Origin of the sequence: Natrarchaeobius chitinivorans (assembly GCF_003841505.1) — an archaeon.
GTDB classification, from domain to species: domain Archaea; phylum Halobacteriota; class Halobacteria; order Halobacteriales; family Natrialbaceae; genus Natrarchaeobius; species Natrarchaeobius chitinivorans.
Window position 1 is genome coordinate 207883 of the sequence record NZ_REGA01000002.1, and the last position, 17480, is coordinate 225362.

15 protein-coding genes and 2 pseudogenes are annotated in these 17480 nt (G+C 60.4%); 7 read left to right on the plus strand and 10 right to left on the minus strand.

Annotated elements, in window-relative coordinates; genetic code table 11:
* Positions 1–387 precede the first annotated feature (387 nt).
* On the plus strand, positions 388–918 hold the full coding sequence (locus EA473_RS03450) for a DUF7344 domain-containing protein (RefSeq protein WP_124194278.1): 531 nt from the start codon (positions 388–390) through the stop codon (positions 916–918).
* Positions 919–1302: 384 nt separating this feature from the next.
* Here EA473_RS03450 and EA473_RS03455 read toward each other — a convergent pair whose 3' ends face one another.
* The 3 genes from EA473_RS03455 to EA473_RS03465 form a co-directional block, all read right to left on the minus strand.
* Positions 1303–2310: a DUF1616 domain-containing protein gene (locus tag EA473_RS03455; protein ID WP_124194279.1), complete on the minus strand. Its 1008-nt coding sequence runs from the start codon at positions 2308–2310 to the stop codon at positions 1303–1305.
* Between the two features lie 539 nt (positions 2311–2849).
* Entirely contained in the window at positions 2850–3125 is a 276-nt protein-coding gene (locus tag EA473_RS03460) for a PadR family transcriptional regulator (protein WP_124194280.1), read from the minus strand.
* A gap of 339 nt (positions 3126–3464) precedes the next feature.
* Positions 3465–3797, minus strand: coding sequence for a helix-turn-helix domain-containing protein (locus EA473_RS03465; protein ID WP_124194281.1), 333 nt, complete (start codon positions 3795–3797; stop codon positions 3465–3467).
* 554 nt (positions 3798–4351) lie between these two features.
* On the opposite strand from EA473_RS03465, the gene EA473_RS23345 reads away from it, so the two are divergent.
* Positions 4352–4522 (plus strand): DUF7563 family protein, encoded by a 171-nt coding sequence (locus EA473_RS23345; RefSeq protein WP_449289209.1) that lies wholly within the window; start codon positions 4352–4354, stop codon positions 4520–4522.
* Between the two features lie 176 nt (positions 4523–4698).
* Complete coding sequence (locus EA473_RS03470) at positions 4699–5202, plus strand: DUF7344 domain-containing protein (RefSeq protein WP_124194282.1); 504 nt, start codon at positions 4699–4701, stop codon at positions 5200–5202.
* A gap of 78 nt (positions 5203–5280) precedes the next feature.
* Here EA473_RS03470 and EA473_RS23350 read toward each other — a convergent pair.
* The 5 genes and pseudogenes from EA473_RS23350 to EA473_RS03500 all read right to left on the minus strand — a co-directional run.
* Positions 5281–5907: pseudogene (locus tag EA473_RS23350) on the minus strand (DUF7282 domain-containing protein); the annotation flags it as partial.
* A 21-nt stretch (positions 5908–5928) separates the two neighbouring features.
* A pseudogene (locus tag EA473_RS23150) lies at positions 5929–7893 on the minus strand (CARDB domain-containing protein); the annotation flags it as partial.
* 126 nt (positions 7894–8019) lie between these two features.
* Positions 8020–8490, minus strand: a complete 471-nt coding sequence (locus EA473_RS03490) for a helix-turn-helix transcriptional regulator (RefSeq protein ID WP_243645180.1) — start codon at positions 8488–8490, stop codon at positions 8020–8022.
* A 377-nt stretch (positions 8491–8867) separates the two neighbouring features.
* Positions 8868–9221, minus strand: coding sequence for a hypothetical protein (locus EA473_RS03495; protein ID WP_124194283.1), 354 nt, complete (start codon positions 9219–9221; stop codon positions 8868–8870).
* Between the two features lie 566 nt (positions 9222–9787).
* Positions 9788–10762 (minus strand): NAD-dependent epimerase/dehydratase family protein, encoded by a 975-nt coding sequence (locus EA473_RS03500; protein WP_124194284.1) that lies wholly within the window; start codon positions 10760–10762, stop codon positions 9788–9790.
* A gap of 172 nt (positions 10763–10934) precedes the next feature.
* On the opposite strand from EA473_RS03500, the gene allB reads away from it, so the two are divergent.
* The 3 genes from allB (at position 10935) to EA473_RS03515 (ending at position 14879) form a co-directional block, all read left to right on the plus strand.
* Positions 10935–12302 (plus strand): allantoinase AllB, encoded by a 1368-nt coding sequence (allB, locus tag EA473_RS03505; protein ID WP_124194285.1) that lies wholly within the window; start codon positions 10935–10937, stop codon positions 12300–12302.
* Between the two features lie 187 nt (positions 12303–12489).
* Entirely contained in the window at positions 12490–13260 is a 771-nt protein-coding gene (locus tag EA473_RS03510; protein WP_124194286.1) for an ABC transporter ATP-binding protein, read from the plus strand.
* 2 nt (positions 13261–13262) lie between these two features.
* Positions 13263–14879 (plus strand): hypothetical protein, encoded by a 1617-nt coding sequence (locus EA473_RS03515; protein ID WP_124194287.1) that lies wholly within the window; start codon positions 13263–13265, stop codon positions 14877–14879.
* Between the two features lie 143 nt (positions 14880–15022).
* On the opposite strand, the gene EA473_RS03520 is transcribed toward EA473_RS03515, so the two are convergent.
* Positions 15023–16093 carry a quinone-dependent dihydroorotate dehydrogenase gene (locus tag EA473_RS03520; RefSeq protein WP_124194288.1) on the minus strand — a complete coding sequence of 357 codons (1071 nt, stop codon included), beginning with the start codon at positions 16091–16093 and terminating at the stop codon, positions 15023–15025.
* Positions 16093–16218, minus strand: a complete 126-nt coding sequence (locus EA473_RS22995) for a hypothetical protein (protein WP_279387617.1) — start codon at positions 16216–16218, stop codon at positions 16093–16095. The genes EA473_RS03520 and EA473_RS22995 overlap by 1 nt, the downstream gene beginning before the upstream one ends.
* 170 nt (positions 16219–16388) lie before the next feature.
* Between EA473_RS22995 and EA473_RS03525 the strand changes: the two genes are divergently transcribed.
* Positions 16389–17426: a monovalent cation/H+ antiporter subunit E gene (locus tag EA473_RS03525; RefSeq protein WP_124194289.1), complete on the plus strand. Its 1038-nt coding sequence runs from the start codon at positions 16389–16391 to the stop codon at positions 17424–17426.
* Positions 17427–17480 lie beyond the last annotated feature (54 nt).

Genomic DNA, 17480 nt, shown 5'->3' on the forward strand with positions numbered 1-17480 from the left:
AACCGCCCGTAGTTGGACTCGTAGTCGTCGTGGTCGGTGTCGCTGTGTCATCGGATACTCGATACCCGGGTGGGAATCGTACTGATACAGCCGGTAACGAGGTTTTGTTATCCCCGCCTTGACGGGTTCGTAGCCACGAACTACAGCGTCGATGACCGACATGACCCGTATCGATACTGGCGGCGGTCCTCCCGTTCGGGCACGCGTGTTTCCGACGTTCACGGTCAGAGAAACGTTGGATTAGTCGTCTTTCACGCCCGCTAACCGGTACATTTCGATTTCGACCGGGTAGTCGTGCGATAGTAAAGGGTGAGGGTGTGGCACAACACGCTGTGAGGTATCCGACTACACCCGATCGGTATCCAACTCGGGAACGCGAGGGCATCCATGTCTAAACACGAACTCTCTCAGGCAGAGTTGTTCGACGTGTTCAGTAACGCTCGACGGAGACGGACGGTCCAGTTCCTGAAACGCCAGGGCGGCACCTGCGACCTCACGGCACTCGTCGAACGAGTCGCAGCGTGGGAAAACGACGTCCCCCCGGATGAAGTCACCCGAACCCAGCGCCGGCGAGTGTACATCTCGCTGTACCAGACGCACCTGCCGATGCTCGAGGACCACGGAATCGTCGACTGGGATCCGGACGCTCACACGATCAAACTGCTTCCAAGCGAGGACGTGTTCGAACCGTATCTCGATCGAAACCTGGGGAGTGAGAAACCGTGGCACCGTCTGTACCTCGCTGTATCGACGGTCGGAGTGGCTGCGTTTGCGATGGCGTGGCTCGCGATCGGTCAGTCGGCGGCGGCCGCGCTGATCGTCGCACTCACCGTATCCGTCGTCGTCTTCGCGATTGCGTTCGTACAGCACGTCTCGCGTCGGCCCGACCTCGACTTTCCACTCGGGCGTACGAGCTGACAGTATTCACCGGTTCCCCTCATCGTCGACTCTCTCGGAGTTCAGACTGCCGCTTTCTTCTCTCCGAACTGGTCGGTTCATACGGTGGACTGTCCGTCATTTCCGGCGCACCTGCAACCCGGGTCGCGGGTGTACTGGTACATCGGTACAGCAATCCGTATCACAGTTCGTCGAGAGTAGAATCGTCGAGTCCGACCACTGCCTTCCGTACACAATCAGCTCGCGGCCGCCGCCGTCACAGCATTCGGTACCGCCACAACGAAACGTCGTCTGAACCTGGCTACTGCCCACCCGATCACACGGCCGTCGTGAGCGAGTGCACACTGACCAACAGTGGCTGTGGCAACACCTGCAACGAGTCACACACTGATAGTTTATCCGAGGTCACCCCTCCTCGGGTGTCTCGTCGGCAGTCGTCGTGACCCAGAAGTAGACGTCCTCGTCGGCGTTCTCGTTCGTCGGCGATACCGGCGCATCACCCTCGTAGAGGAGAACGCTGATCCGAACCGTCTCCCCCGGTCCGGTAGTTGGCGTAATCTGTTGGTCACTGGTGACGGTTCCGCCGTCCGAGACGTCCGCTTCTATCTCCTGTAAGTCGGTCCTGTCGACGACTACGTCGTCTTCGAGTACCTGCTGTTGGACAACGACCGTATACTCCATCCGCTCTCCTTCCTGGTTCTCGAGCGAGATCGTTACCGGAACCGACTCGCCGGGCCCGACCTCGTTCGGAATGTCGCCGGCGACCAGATCGCCGTCTTCGTTCTCCGAGTAGAGGGCGAGTTCGGTGAATCCACCCGCCGACGCGGGCAGGAGAAACGCGACGAGCAACGCCGCGATAGCCGTCCCGATCGCGACGACGAGTAACGTCGACGACGCCGTCGCCAGCGCACCGTCTTCTCTCTGTAACCCGACGATCGTTGCGACCGGCGAAACGGTAAACCGTTCCGACTCCGGCGTCCGAAGTCGTCGAATCGCCCCCAGTTGCGCGAGGGCGACGATGATCAGGCCCAGTCCGGCCGCGATCGACTGGGTTCCCAGCCCCCACTCGGTCACCGACAGGCTGAGGACGACGAGCGGAACGATCACGATCGACAGCGCAAACGACAGCCCGAGTCGTTCGGCGACGTCGATTCCTCCCGGGCGAGTCTCCATCTCGCTTCGTGCCGTTTCGCGAGCCGTTCGCTCGGTTGCCGGAAACAGCACCGACACGAGGGCGTAGCCGGGCAAGAACAGCGCGAACGGAACGGTCAGAAATAGCCCAGGAAGGCTCCCTTCCGGCAACGTCGTGACGACGACGTAAGCCAGTACCGTGACGATCGAGACGACTGCGAGATCGAACGGGTACGACAGCAGGTATCCGAGTCGAGTTCGCGTCCGTGTTCGAAAACTCATCGACGAGTCACCACGGTCTTTCTCACTGCAATCTGGCCATCAGCGAACAATCTCCGTACCATTCTCGGTAGCGCACTTTCACCCACCGCGGCTTTGTTATGACCGAGTTATCGAGTCGTTCCGACGGCTCTGTGCGGACGGACGGCTCTGCGTCGGATCTGACGTAGGACCCACGTTCGATATCTCGACTCGTCAGGACGGAACAGCCGATAGTAACGGCTGCAACTATTTATACACTGGTCGCACAGCTCACAGGTCACTGCGTTCCCCGTTCGCATCATCGCGGTTCTCACTCGTGTCCACTCGCTCACGGCTCCCAACGGTCGCCGATCGGCGTTCCGCGGTTCTCGCTCACTTCGTTCGCTCACTGGTCGTTCCTCCCCGTTCGCCGTTCCGCGGTTCTCGCTCACTTCGTTCGCTCCGAACCGCGTACGCTCCGAACCGCGTACGCTCCGAACCGAACCCCCCTCGTGCGATCGGGTGTGCAGTGACTTGCAGTGGCTACTATAGAACGGGTGTCGATTCGTACTGGATGCCGATCAGAACTCGACGTACTGTTCTTCCCACTCGCGGCGTTCGTCGATCCGCTGTCTGCCTGTGTCCGTAATCGCGTAGTAGTTCGTCCGTCTGTCGAGTTGGCCCTTCTCGACTAACTCCTTGTTGACGAGCGTATCCAGGTTCGGATACAGCCGTCCGTGATTTATCTCGGAGCTGTAGTACTTCTCGACTTCGTCTTTGACAGTTTGGCCCGACGGTCGATCTGCGCCCGCGATAACGTACAGCAGGTCTCGCTGGAAGCCGGTCAGATCGTGCATTGCTCAATCACAGTGACCGTTCCACTGAGTAGATATTTGTTATCCGTATCATACAGACCTGTTAGGACTTCTTTCAGGGATTGTTTTGAGAACGAAATTGACCGTTCTCGAGACACTCACGGTTCGGCGAACGTCGATATCGAGACTCGAGTGAGACGTCGTCAGCGCCCCACACACCATCAGGACGCCCCGATTCTCGCCACGTTAGACGGCAGTCGCCGAAATCGACGTTGCGTTTCCGTCGGCGACCTGTAACCCACTGGATCGGGTGGTCGGATTTTGCCCGTCGCCATCGGCGGATACCCCAAAGTGGAGTTTGGGCAGCGATCTCGAGAGATATCAATCGTCGGTACGGGACAGCGAAACGCGTATCCCTCCCGAATCGATTCGGACGGCGAGCTGTTCGACCGTCGCCTCGTAGGCAGTCGTGTGAGAGCCGTCGTCTTCGAACCGAATACACTCGGCCAGGAGATCGCTCTCGAGTAAATTGTTGATTCGTCGATAGACGGTCGCCGACGAACTTTCGGTTCGTTCGGTGAGTTCTTTTGCAGTTTTCGGTCCGTTACTCGTCGCGACGAGTATCGTCCGAGCACACGTGTCTCCGAGCACGTCGAGTTGAGCTGCTGGGTCGGCGGTCGTTTCTGGCTGTGTATTACTCGCTTTCGTAGACATTGTTGTTGTTGTATCCTCTCTCGGATGGATGACTCGATTCGCCCTCAACTACGAGAGGTTCCAGTGCGAGATGAGCGGGTCGTGGGGTCGCGATCGTTGTTGACACCATTGCGTTCCAGCGACACGTTCGGTAAGCGATGATGGTATTTTATAACGATGGACCTATCTATTCGAAGGATCCTCATTATCTCGTGAAACTTCGCGTTTGACCGACGAAATTCCAGATTTCGCTCGGCAAATTGCGTGGGCAATCTTCCCTTTTGAGACCGAATACGAACCAACTTATCTGAACTCGCGTTGAGATCCGTCGAGCGCCGATCTCCGAAACCGCCGCCAAACCGCTTCAAACGGCTGTGACGCTGGGAGAAATTGGACGTTTCTCACCGATTCCGGGGGTTCGACGGGTGAACGGTCTATGTCCTTTATCCACATCTGACCCCCTCGGTCGTACTGAGGTCGGACGACACCCGGAAAACACTCGCGTCGTTCCGGGGCCGTCCGAGAACTTCGCCACCCCCAGAATCATGAGATCCTCACAGCAAAACTGGCGCCCGATGGAATCGTCGACTGCAGGTGCACGCTGTCGGAACTGCGGTACGCACGTAACCCAACAGTTCGCCCGAGTGTTCGGTGACAACGGCGATATCGTTCACGGTTGCCCGTCCTGTACGACGTATCGGGAGATGCAATCCGGTGGACACCTCCCGGGCGAGGAACCGCGCTAACTTCGACGCTTTTTGGTAACCGGTACGTGCGTAGAACGAACGCCGAGTATTATTTCTCCTGCAAGTGTCAGCAAAAATGCCAGAGCTTAAAGTCGGTGGTTGGTGAAACGACAGACGTGTATGAAGGTCGATGATGGACAGCCCCCCGATAACGGTCTTTCACTCTCCTCTTGATGATGTCCGTCCAGACGAGCCGATCAGATTCGCTTGCAGAAAGCGAGGTCTTTCACATCCTCGGTAACGATCGACGCAGGGCGATCGTCCAGTTACTCGCACAGGAGACGGGTCAAGTCGACGTCTCGGACGTTGCCACCGAGATCGCAACGAACGAATCGGACTCGTCGTCCGTCCCGAACAATCTCTACAAGAGCGTGTACGTCTCCTTACAACAGACACATCTCCCACAGCTCGAAGAAGACGCCGTCATCGAATACGATTCGGAAGCAAAAACGATCGAACCGGGTGCGAATTTCGAGGACGTCCTCACGTACACCGACGGTCACAGTACCGATCGCTCGAAAAGCCTTCAGCTTCACCTCGTCATCTCCGTCCTGGGCCTCTCCGTCATCGCGCTTTCTGGCATCCAGTTACCCCTTCTCTCGGCTCTGGATCCCGTCCTCTCGAGTGTCATCGTGTTGCTCGTAATTGCTGCGAGCAGTCTCTATCGACTGTTGAGTTGACCGCGAAAAGGGATCCGTCCGTTGGACGTAGTAGCGTTAGGCGGCTGAGCCGATCATCGGCTCTGCCGCATCACCGTTTTCGTCGTCAGCAGCGTCGGTGTCGTCTTCAGTGGGTTCCTCCTCTTGTTCCGGTTCGTCAGCCGCTTCGAGGGTTACGACCGCCTCGTCAGTGATCGGTTCACCAGCGAATTCGTACGGGCCGTCGGCTTCACCCTCGCTTTCGACGAAGTCGAACTCCTGATTGTCGTTGGTGTCGCGGTGTGGCATCGCGATCAGCGTCTCGTCTTCCTCGAGCGGTTCGTCGAGCGTTATCTCGACGTTCTCGTGGGTACCTGCCTCGAGGTACTCGGATGAGCCGATAACGCTTCCGAGAACGTTGCCCACGAGGAGACTGCTGTCGTGGATCGCGACGAATCCACCGCTGGCCATCGTGACTTCGTCGACCACGACGGTCTGGCCGTCAGTGGTCTGGTCGCTGAAGGTCACGTGTGCCGGCTGTGGTTCGTCGGCCTCGTCAGGCTCTTCCTCGTCGACTGGTTCGTCATCGATGGGTTCTTCCTCTTCAACCGGTTCCTCATCGACCGGTTCCTCGTCAACCGGTTCCTCATCGACCGGTTCCTCATCGACCGGTTCCTCGTCAACCGGTTCCTCGTCAACCGGTTCTTCCTCTTCAACCGGTTCCTCGTCAACCGGTTCGTCGGTCAATTCGAGGATCGCGACCTCTCCGAACTCGTCGGTGAGCACCATGTGGATGTACTCACCGGCTTCGAGTCCGTCTGTCTCGACGTCGAATACGACGTCGTCGGTTTCACCCGCATCGAGCGTTACTTCCTGTGACGCGAGGAGGTCACCTTCCAGTCGGAACTGGACGTCCTGGGTGTCTTCAGTCTCGCCAGGATTCGTTACCGTGGCCGTCACGGTAATCGTCTCACCGACCTCCGCGGTCTGAGGTGCCTCGAGAGCGTCCACAGTGAACGACATCGGTTCTTCCTCATCGACCGGTTCCTCTTCAACCGGTTCTTCATCGTCGACCGGTTCCTCTTCAACCGGTTCTTCATCGTCGACCGGTTCCTCTTCAACCGGTTCGTCGGGTGATTCTTCCAGGACGAAGATGTTAGCCTGTTCGATGGTGACTTCGATTCGTTCCGCGTCGGTCACCGATTCGTCGTCTTCCCCAACGTCCTCATCGTCGAGGGCATCGTCGTCAGCGTCGTCGACGCCGTTGTCGTCGTCGAGGGCATCGTCGTCAGCGTCGTCGACACCGTTGTCGTCGTCGAGTTCGTCGTCATCCTCTGGGATCTCTTCCTCGTGAACGTCTTCGAGTTGGTGGACGACGAAGATCGTTGCCTGGTCGATCGTAACCTGACTGTGTTCATCGTCAACGCCGTTTTCGTCTATGGCGTCGTCGTCGGCGTCGTCGACACCGTTCTCGTCGTCGAGTCCGTCATCAGCGTCGTCGACACCGTTTTCGTCATCGTCGAGGGCGTCGTCGTCAGCGTCGTCGACACCGTTCTCATCATCGTCTAGACCGTCGTCGGCGTCGTCGACACCGTTGTCGTCGTCGAGTTCGTCGTCGTCCTCGAGTTCGTCGTCTATTCCATCGACGAGGACGAAGATCGTCGCCTGACCGAAGGCGACGTCCATCTCATCCTCCATGTCGTCGTCGACACCGTTGTCGTCGAGTTCGTCATCGTCGGCATCGTCGACACCGTTCTCATCATCGTCGAGGACGTCGTCGTCAGCGTCGTCGACGCCGTTGTCGTCGTCGAGTTCGTCGTCGTCGGCATCGTCGACACCGTTCTCATCATCGTCTAGGGCGTCGTCGTCGGCATCGTCGACGCCGTTCTCGTCATCGTCTAGGGCGTCGTCAACGTCGTCCTCGAGTTCGTCGTCGTCCTCGAGTTCGTCGTCGTCCTCGAGTACGACGAAGATCGTTGCCTGGTCTATCGTGACCTCCGTATGATCGTTTTCATCGACGCCGTCGTCCTCGAGTTCTTCATCGTCGACACCGTTCTCGTCATCGTCGAGTTCGTCGTCGTCAGCATCGTCGACACCGTTTTCGTCGTCAACGGCGTCGTCGTCAGCGTCGTCAACGCCGTCATCCTCGAGTTCGTGGTCGTCGAGGTTCATGACGGTCGCCTGATCGATGGTAACGTCGAGACTGACGTCCTCCATCTCTATTACGGTCCAGTCATCGTCGACGGCGTCATCGTCGAGTTCGTCGTCGTCAGCGTCGTCAACGCCGTTTTCGTCGTCGTCGGCGTCGTCGACACCGTTCTCGTCATCGTCAACGGCGTCGTCAGCATCGTCGACACCGTTTTCGTCGTCATCAACGGCGTCGTCAGCGTCGTCAACACCGTTCTCGTCGTCGAGTTCGTCGTCGTCAGCGTCGTCAACGCCGTTCTCGTCGTCGTCAACGGCATCGTCCTCGAGATCATCGTCCTCCTCGAGTTCGTCAGCGTCGTCCGGGACGTCATCCACGTCGTGGACGACGTAAATCGTCGCGTGTTCGATTGTAACGGTTAGCGATTCTTCATCGCCGAGTTCGTCACTGGCGTCAGCATCGTGCTCGTCGACGGCTGTCGCCGGTGCTGCACCGACAGCCATCGCCCCGCCCGAGCTCACCATCATCAGCGCAGTGAGTACTACGAGTAGCTTCTTGCGTGCGTTCATGTGTTGCCGTGAAGGCATTGGGTCAACGCCGTTTTAGCGCATAAACCGGCGCAACGATTTCGGGGAGAAAGGAAATACTATGGACCGCCCCGCAGTCTCTATGAGGTATTAGCGCCGAGCAAAGCTTCATTACGGCCGTCGCACCTACTCGCTTTTCGGCTGTTCCGGCGACTTTGAGGCCGTCGGCTCGTGATCCGGCAAACAGACGAGATTCTCTCGACCGAGGCGGAGCTTCGTGATCTGCTCGTCTTCCTCGAGTTCGGCCAACAGTCGACTGACCTTCGCTTTCGACCAGTCGACGGAGTCGACGATCTTCGACTGTTTCATTCGGCCGCCGTTTTCGCTGACGAGTTTCTGTACTCTCTCTCGATCGGTCATGAACTCGTCGCGAGATGTCTCGCCGATGTTTCCGAGCGATCGGCGTTCCTCGAGTCGATTTCGGATTACGAGGCCGCAGCCGAGTAAAACGAGCCCGACGATCCCGGCGATCGCTGCGAGATGAGAACGCCCTCCAGCAACCAGGGGGGCCCACGTACCGTGAACGAGCCACTGACCGCTCTCGAGGGCGGGTACGACCGGGCGGCCCGCCGATATTGCGACCGCAGCCGTGTACATTTGCGCTCTGGAGTGGATGTTCATAGCATCTACGTGAATCCGACTCGATCAGTCGATACTGTGCGAACGATGGCCATCACCTAAGCATTTTTTATTGATCATGTACTGTTTTGGTTCATCTGTATATCAGTTATTATTGATAGTCCGGGAATCCGACGAACCGCGCCCGGTTGGAGAGCGTCAGCACTCCGATCCCATCGTGGCGAAAAAGAGTTCTCGAACGAGTCGAATAAACTCGTCCAGACGTTCGATACAACTAGCCCGGATTCTATCCGGGTTTACGCAGTAAGACTGTATTAGACGGTGAACGTCTACCAGTGACTGCTTCAGTCAGGGGCATCCGTCCGGCGGCGGGCGACACCACTGGTGTCGGCCCGTTAGATGCCAGGGACCCCGACGGCGTCGAATCCTGTCACGCCCAGGAACGCGAGGACGTACAGGACGACGAGAACGGACAGCCAGGCGACGATAGTGATCGCTGCCGCGTCGACCCATCCGCCGGGATATCGAGCGTTGATCACCGCCAAATACGCGACGAAGACGAGAAGCGGCCCGAGCAGCGGGATCCAGCCGAAGAAGAATCCGACGACCCCCCAGACGATCGCACCGATCAGCGCGGTGATGATCGCGTACGTGTAATCTTCGGCGTCGACGATCACTTTCGCGCCGGCGTAGATGCCGATCGCGCCGATCAGAAGGCTGATGGCGAATACGATGAGGCTGTCGATCATACCAGTGAACAAAACGCCGGACGCCGATAGTTATCTTTCACCTACAAAAACCTGTCTCGCATTTCAACAGAAGGTTCGCGGGCTATTGACGGGAGTAAGGTGAGTATCCGTTCAGTTGAAACGAGGTGGTTCCCCCGGGATGGTTGCCGGACTTTATCCGGAGATGTGGGTGCGCGTTGGACCGCCACGTCACTGAAATCCGATGTCACATCGGGCGATTCTGCCGGAGAGCTTTTATCAGAGGAATATAGTAACAACTGGAACTATTTACACACCGATCGCACAGCTCAGGGGTCACTGCGTTCCCCGTTCGCTATATCGCGGTTCTCGTTCGTTACACTTGCTCACGGGTCACGTCGTTCCCCGCTCGCCATTCCGCGGTTCTCGCTCGTTCCACTCGTTCACGGGTCACTGCGTTCCCCGTTCGCCATTCCGCGGTTCTCGCTCGTTCCACTCGCTCCGAACCGCGTACACCTCGTGCGATCAGGTGTGCAGTGACTTCCAGTGGCTACTATAGATGCTGGGTCTCATTTCCGGCGGAGACTTCGTTTCGGTCTGAAACCCGGTCAGGCCCCTTCCGAGTGTGACTCGACGATCGAACTGACCCTTCGAGACGAGAGATCTGCCCCGTCGACGAGCGCTTCGATCCCGGTCTCGAGCCCGATGCGGGACTCGAAACCGAGTTCGCGCTCGGCTTTCGAGACGTCTGCACCGCTGTGTCTGATGTCGCCGGGCCGCGGGTCCCGGTGGACGATCGACGACGACGAACCGACGGCATCGCGGACGGTTTCGGCGAGCGATTGAATCGACGTTCGATCGCCAGTTCCGACGTTGTACGCGCTGCCCACCGAATCCGTCGTAGCCGCCCGCAGGTTCGCCCGAACGACGTCACTCACGTGGACGAAGTCGCGCGTCTGTTCTCCGTCGCCTTCGATCGTAATCGGCTCGTCTGCCCGGGCCTGCTCGAGGAACGTCGAAATGACCCCGCTGTAGGGCCCGCGCTGCCGTGGGCCGTAGACGTTGAAATACCGCAAGGCGACGGTGGGAAGCCCGTACAGGTCCGCGTAGAGACGGGTGTACTGGTCGAGTGCGAGTTTCTGGACGCCGTACGGTGACGTCGGATTCGTCGACGCCGACTCCGTCACCGGGAGTTCGTCGGGATGGCCGTAGATCGCTGCACTCGAGGCGACGACGACCCGGGCGTCCTCCACGCGCGCCCGTTCGAGCAATCGAAGGCTCGCCTCGAGATTGGTTTCGTGGCTCCGTCGCGGGTCGTCGACGCTTTCGGTGACGCTGACGATCGCGGCCTGATGAAAGACGAGGTCGACGCCGGCCATCGCTCGCTCGAGCGTCTCCGGATCGGCGAGGTCTCCCTCGATCAGCGTCGCCCCGTCCGGGACCCGATCCCGATCGCCGGTCGAGAAGTCGTCGAGCACCCGGACGTCGTTGTCCGAAACGAGCGCGTCGACGAGATGGCTTCCGATGAATCCTGCACCGCCGGTGACGAGCACCGTCCTGTCGCGAATCGCTGGCGAGTCCATCACCGACCACAACACACTCCATCCGTTTAGTATGAGATGTCTATTGCCGTGTAGCGTGTACCTGTGGAGAGTGCAAACGGATGGATAGCACGCGACCGAACCTGGGCGGGTGAAATCGAACGGAATGGTGTCAACAGAAGGTATATGCACGCCCCTCGGCAACGCAACGGCAATGACCGTCGATCTCGTCGTGCAAAACTGTACCGTCGTCACACCCGAGGGCCGTTCACCCGATTCGGGGGTTGCAGTCGAGGACGGAACGATCGTCGCCATCGGTCGAAGCGACCGACTCCCCGACGCGGATCGCGCGTTCGACGCGAACGGAGGGGTTCTCGTTCCCGGGATCGTCGACTGTCACATCCACAATCGCGAACCCGGACTCGAGTACAAAGAAGACTGGGAGTCGGCCACGCGGGCCGCGGCGGCCGGCGGGGTGACCACCGTCGTCGGGATGCCGAACACGGATCCCGTCATCGATCGGCCCGAGCACCTCGAGACGAAGTTCGAGCGCGGCGAGGCGTCGGCTCACGTGGACTTCCAGAGCTATGCCGTCGTCACGAGCGAGAATCTCGATCTTATTCCCGATATCGACGACGCAGGCGCACTGGGGTACAAGATCTTCCTCGGCTCGACGGTCGGGGACGTCCCGCCGCCGAACGACGGTGAAATCCTGGAGGCGATGGGGAAAATCCGCGAGACGGGCAAACGGCTCGGGTTTCACGAGGAAAACGGCGAGATCATCGATCAGTACACCAAGCGGTTCCAGTCTGAGGGACGAAACGATCCAATCGATCACTCCCACTCGAGGCCGGTTATCGCCGAACGGGAGGCCGTCGAGCGGATGGTCACCTTCGCGGAGGAGACCGGGGTGAAGATCCACATGTTTCACGTTTCCTCGGGATCGGCCGCGGAAGCCGTCGCTCGGGGGAAAGAACGCGGCGTCGACGTGACGGCCGAGACGACACCCCACTACCTGTGGTTTACCGAGGACGTCGTACGCGAGAAGGGCAACGTCGCCCGAATCCAACCGCCGATCCGCGACGCCGACGAACGGGAGAAACTCTGGCAAGTCGGCATCGACGACGGCGCGATCGACTGCATCGCGACCGACCACGCACCGCACACCGACGAGGAGAAGAAAGTCGACGACCCGTTCGGGAACACCTGGGAGGCGATTTCGGGGTTCGTCGGCCTCGAGACCGAAGTTCCCGCGATGCTCTCGTTCGTCGATCAGGGACGACTAACCCTCGAGGAGTGGGTTCGACGTCACTCACGGCGGCCGGCCCAGATCTGGGGGATGTATCCTCAGAAGGGGTCGCTTCGGATCGGGACGGACGCCGACTTCACGATCGTCGACCCATCCGAAGCGTGGACCCTCAAGGACCGCCACGATCTCCACTCGAAGAGTCGAGTCACTCCGTTCGAAGGGGAATCGTTTACCGGCAAAGCGAAGACGACGGTCGTCAGAGGCGAGATCGTCTACGACGACGGCGAACTCGTCGGCGAATCGGGATACGGAACTCGAGTCGACGTCGACTGATACGGCTACTGTCAGTCATTTACGTGGGTCTGGTGTCGACCGTCAGTCATTTCTGGGGGCCGAGTGCCGCCCGGCGGTCGCTCCGATAACCGGTGATAGCAATCCGCACGAGACGCCGACCGTCCGTTTTCGTCAGTGTCGGATAACCAAACATTAGTGTGGGGTGACCTCGAACTCGATACGTACGATGCCCTCCCCGACACTCGCGATCGACGCCGATGGCCTGACGAAACGCTTCGGTACGTCCGTCGCCGTCGACGGCGTCGATCTCGCCGTGAAATCCGGTACCGTTTACGGCTTTCTCGGTCCGAACGGGGCCGGAAAGACGACGACGATGCGCATGCTCACGACGCTCACGCGGCCGACTTCGGGCGAGGCGTGGATCGCGGGCAACCCCGTACGCAACCGCGACGCCGTTCGGGGCTCGATCGGCTATCTCCCCGAAGATCCCCCCGTCTTCGACGAACTCACCGGCCGAGAACAACTCGAGTACGTCGCTCGGTTACGTGACATCCCCGCCGAGCGAGCGAACGGGCGGATCGAGTCGTGGCTCGACCGCTTCGGGCTGACCGGAGATGCGGGCAAACGAATCGACGACTACTCGAAAGGGATGCGCCAGAAGGTCGGACTGATTCAGGCGTTGTTGCACGAACCCGAGGTCGTCTTTCTCGACGAACCGACGAGCGGTCTCGATCCACGGGCCGCCCGCACGGTCACGGACGCGATCGCAGAGATGGCCGATCGAGGACACACGATATTCCTCTCGACACACATCCTCCCCGTCGTCGAGGAACTCGCCGACACCGTCGGCGTTCTCTCCGACGGCCGCGTCGTGACCGAAGGCGATCCCGACGAACTGACCCGCCAGATCGAAAGCGAGGCGGACTCGACGCTCGAGGACGTTTTCCTCGCGGTCACGACCGATCACGGGACCCACAACGCGCGGCCCGCGGAGTGACCATGACGGAGTGGCGACGCGTCGACGCGATCGGTCGGACCGAATTTCGACGCCAGTGGCGAGCCGTCCAGGAGGACACGACGCAACTGATCACGTTCGTCATCCTCGCGATATTCCTCGTTCCGATGGCGTTTGCCGGACTGATCGGGGCGTTTTTCTTCGGCTCGCAACTCGCGTCCGGACACCTCGAGACGCCGATCACGTGGGGGCGTCTCGTCCTGATTTACGCATGGGTACTCGTCGCGGGGTTCGGTGGGTACCGCGCGTACTCGACGACGTTACGTCCCGACCGCCTCGATGGGATGCTCACGACCGTCTCTCACCGTGAGTTGCTCGGCGGGATCGTCTACTCGGATCTTCTGCTCTGGGGTGGGCCGGCAGCGGCGTTTAGCGTCCTCGCATCGCTTGCGTTCGCCGCGGGTGCCCGGTCACTTCTGGCAGCGCCGCTGTCGTTTCTCGCACTCGCGCTTGCGTTCGCAACCGCACTGACGACGGGGTATCTGCTCGCACTCGCGGTCAGAAACACGGGCGTCCGTTCGAAGCTGTTGACCAGGTTGCGAACCCTCTTCGTCGTTCTTCTCGGGGTCGCGTACTTCGGAGTGATCGTCACGCAGAACTTCGTCGCCGTTCTCGAGCCGATTTTCTGGCTTCTCGAATCCACGCCGGTCGGCTGGTACGGCGATCTGGCGTTGATCGGGACGACCGCAGAGGTGTCGGTCGCTCGAGCGGGCGGTGCCGTTCTCGCCAGCGCAGCGTTCCTCGTAGTTGGCCCGGCCGCGCTCGTTCGACTCGTCGAATGGCTGTGGTACGCGGATGGCGTGTCCGTCGAACACGAGGTGAGTTCCACCGCTGAATCGACCGGAACCGGTGAGTCGCGTCTCGAAACCGTATTTCCCCGTTCGGTCGTCGGCGTCGTGGTGGCGGACTGGAAGCGAGCGAAACGCGCACCGATCGCGCTGTCGTTCGTACTCTACCCGCTTATCTTCCTCCTCAACCCGGTCCTGTCCGTGATTCAAACCGGGACGGTCGGCAGTTCGTTCCCGCTGTGGATCGCACTCACTAGCGCCTGGATCACAGGCGTTCTCTTCACGCTCAACGTGATCGGGAACGAGGGCGCAGTCCTCCCGGCGACGCTCACCTGTCCGGCCCCCGGTCGCGCACTCGTGGCGGGTCACGCCCTCGCCGGCGCGTTACTGATCGGCCCGGTCGCCGTCCCGCTTACAGTGGGGCTTGGCGTGCTCAGCCCGCATGGTCTCGCAACGACCGGATCACTCGCGGTCGGCGTCTTCGTTCTGATCGTCTGTGCCGGCCCGATCGCAACCGGCATCGGTGCCCTTTTCCCCAGGTTCGAAGCTATCAGCGTCTCCCGAAGCACCAAGGCGATCGTTCCGAGTACGCTCGCCTTCGGCGTTTACTCGGTGCTTATCGCGCTCGTATCGATACCGCTGCTTCTCGGACACAGTTCGCTCGTCGGCGGCGCGATCGCATCGACACTCGAGCAGCCACGGCTCGTCGTCGCCGTCACCGGAACGATCGTGACCGGTCTTCTCGCGGTTCCGATCGCGTTACTCTCGGCTCGCTACGCGATCCGATCCGTCGATACGTACCATCTCGAGTGATGCCGTCGTCGATACTCACCGTCTCGAGTAACACGTTCATCGACACCCACTGCCTCGAGTGGTACCGCCGCCAATGCTCACCGTCTCGAGTGACCGACCCGTCCCGAATCGTCTGCCACAGTGGGCCGTACGATCGATCGAACTCACTCGAGGTCCGCACCGACCGCGTCCTCGACTGACGAAAACCCGTCTCGCTCGAGCAGGTCGACCAACCCTCGATTGATTTGCTTTGCAGTCGACGGCCCCTCGTAGACGAAGCCGGTGTACAACTGGACGAGCGACGCACCCGCGCGGATCTTCTCGTAAGCGCGCTCGGCCGAGTCGACGCCGCCGACGCCGACGATCGGCAACTCCCCGTCGGTGTACTCGGCGAGCGTTCGGACGAGCGCGGTCGAACGATCCGCGAGCGGTTCGCCGCTCAGCCCTCCCCACTCCTCCCGATTTGGTGACTCGAGACCGTCGCGTTCGGTCGTCGTGTTCGTCGCGACGATGCCGTCGACGTCGAACTCGGTGACGATATCGACGAGGTCGAGGATCGACTCCTCGGGCGAGTCCGGTCCGATCTTCACCAGGATTGGTCTCCCGGTGTCGTTTTCCTCTTCCAGGGTTTCGAAGATCGCTCTGAGGTGGTCGGGTGAGGATTCGTCGAACTTCTCCGGCGTGTTCGGACAGGAGACGTTCACGACGACGTAATCCGCGAACGGCGAGAGACGGTCGAAGACGCGTCGGTAGTCTTCGATCGCCTCGCCCTCGGTCGAGGTGTTCATCTTGCCGACGTTGACGCCGAGTGGGAATCCGGGAACGCCATCGCGCTCGAGGCGGGACTTGACGCGATCCATTCCGTGGCCGTTGAATCCCATTCGGTTGACCATCGCCCGATCCTCACGGAGCCTGAACAGTCGGGGACGGTCGTTTCCCGTCTGTGAGTACGGCGTCACCGTCCCGATTTCGACGAAGCCGAAACCGAGCGCCTCGAGCGCGTGGGTCACTTCCGCGTTCTTGTCGAAGCCGGCCGCGACGCCGACAGGGTTCGGGAAGGTCGTACCGAACAGGTCGACCTCGAGGGCGGGATGGTCGTACTGGTAGGCATAGGAAACGAGCGCGCGCGTCGGATACGTCGCCTGAACCCCTCTGAGCGCTTGCTTCCCGAGGGTGTGAGCCCGTTCGGGCGGGAGTTTGAACGCGAGCGGCCGGACCCGCGAGTAAAGCGTCATCACGCGACGGTGAGGACGGAACGAAGGTAAACGTCTCGAAGCGAGACGGGTTTCGCCGACCGATGGTGGTGATCGATCACGACTCGACCGTTTTCACCGCCGTCTCTCCCGGTCGATTTTGACATCCCGCAACCGTTCACCGACGTCGCGACCAAAAACTATCACCGGAATCGGGGCAGGCCGAAAAAATGCTAGCGCTGGCGGATAACGAAATCGTTTTCCTACGGCTACCGCTTGAATCGACTATCAACCAGAGCCATGAGTAACCGACGACGCCCACCCGGAGGGACCTTCCGTGGTGGCTGACCGAACGCTCGTTCCGCTGTCTGAGACGGTGACCGTCCGGCAGACTGTCGGCTACGCCGTCCAGTCGGGACTCGAGGACGCGGACTCCCTCGAGGTTCACCTGGTCGTGGCGTTGCCCTACGACGCCGAGGTACCGGAGGGTAAACAACAAGTCGAAGAAGCGAAACAGCTCCTCTCGAAAGCCAGACGCTGGGTCACGGAAGACGCCGGGAGCGCGGACGTAACGGTCGAAACGGCCGTTCTCGGCACCGAGAGATACCTGTTCGGCCCGCGGGATTACGCCGACATCTTCGAGGAGTACACCGACGATCACGACCTCGACCGGGTCGTTCTCGACCCGGAGTATCACCCCGGTGTGACGTCGTCGATCCTGCAACCGCTCGAGCACGAACTCGAGTCGGCGGGGATTCCCTACGACGAGGCGGCGGTCGAGCGCCCGGCCCGACACGAGCGACTCGTCGGGGAAGGAACCGAACGGTTCGATCGATACTTCGCGCTGTTCTGGATCTCCTTTGGCTTCTATCTCGTACTGGGCGATCCGACCTACTGGTTCGACCTCGTTACCGGCGTTGCTGTTGCTGGAATCGTCTCGTTCTCGCTTGCGAACGTCACATTTTCGTTCCCGCTACACCGGATCGGTTCGCCGGTGCGAACGATTCGCTTCGCGTTCTACGTTCCCTACCTGATCTGGGAGATCGTCAAAGCGAACGTCGCGATTTCGTTCGTCATCTTGCGCCCGTCGATGCCGATCGAACCCGTCGTGACGCGAGTAAACGCCCGCGTCAGGAGCGGACTGCCCCTACTCGCGCTCGCAAATAGCATCACGCTCACGCCCGGGACGCTCACCGTCAGGGCTAACGACCAGCGGCTGATCGTTCACACGCTGATCCCGTCGGCCCGCGAGGACCTCTTCGACGGCGCACTCGAGCGCGCTGTCCGCTTCGTCTTCCACGGGCGCACGTCTGCCAGAATTCCGTCGCCGCGCGAACGCGGTGACGCCGAGATCGTCGGAGGTGACGAACTGTGATTCCGTCGAGCGTCTCGATCGAAGAGATCTTCCTGCTCGCGGCCGCGCTGTTCG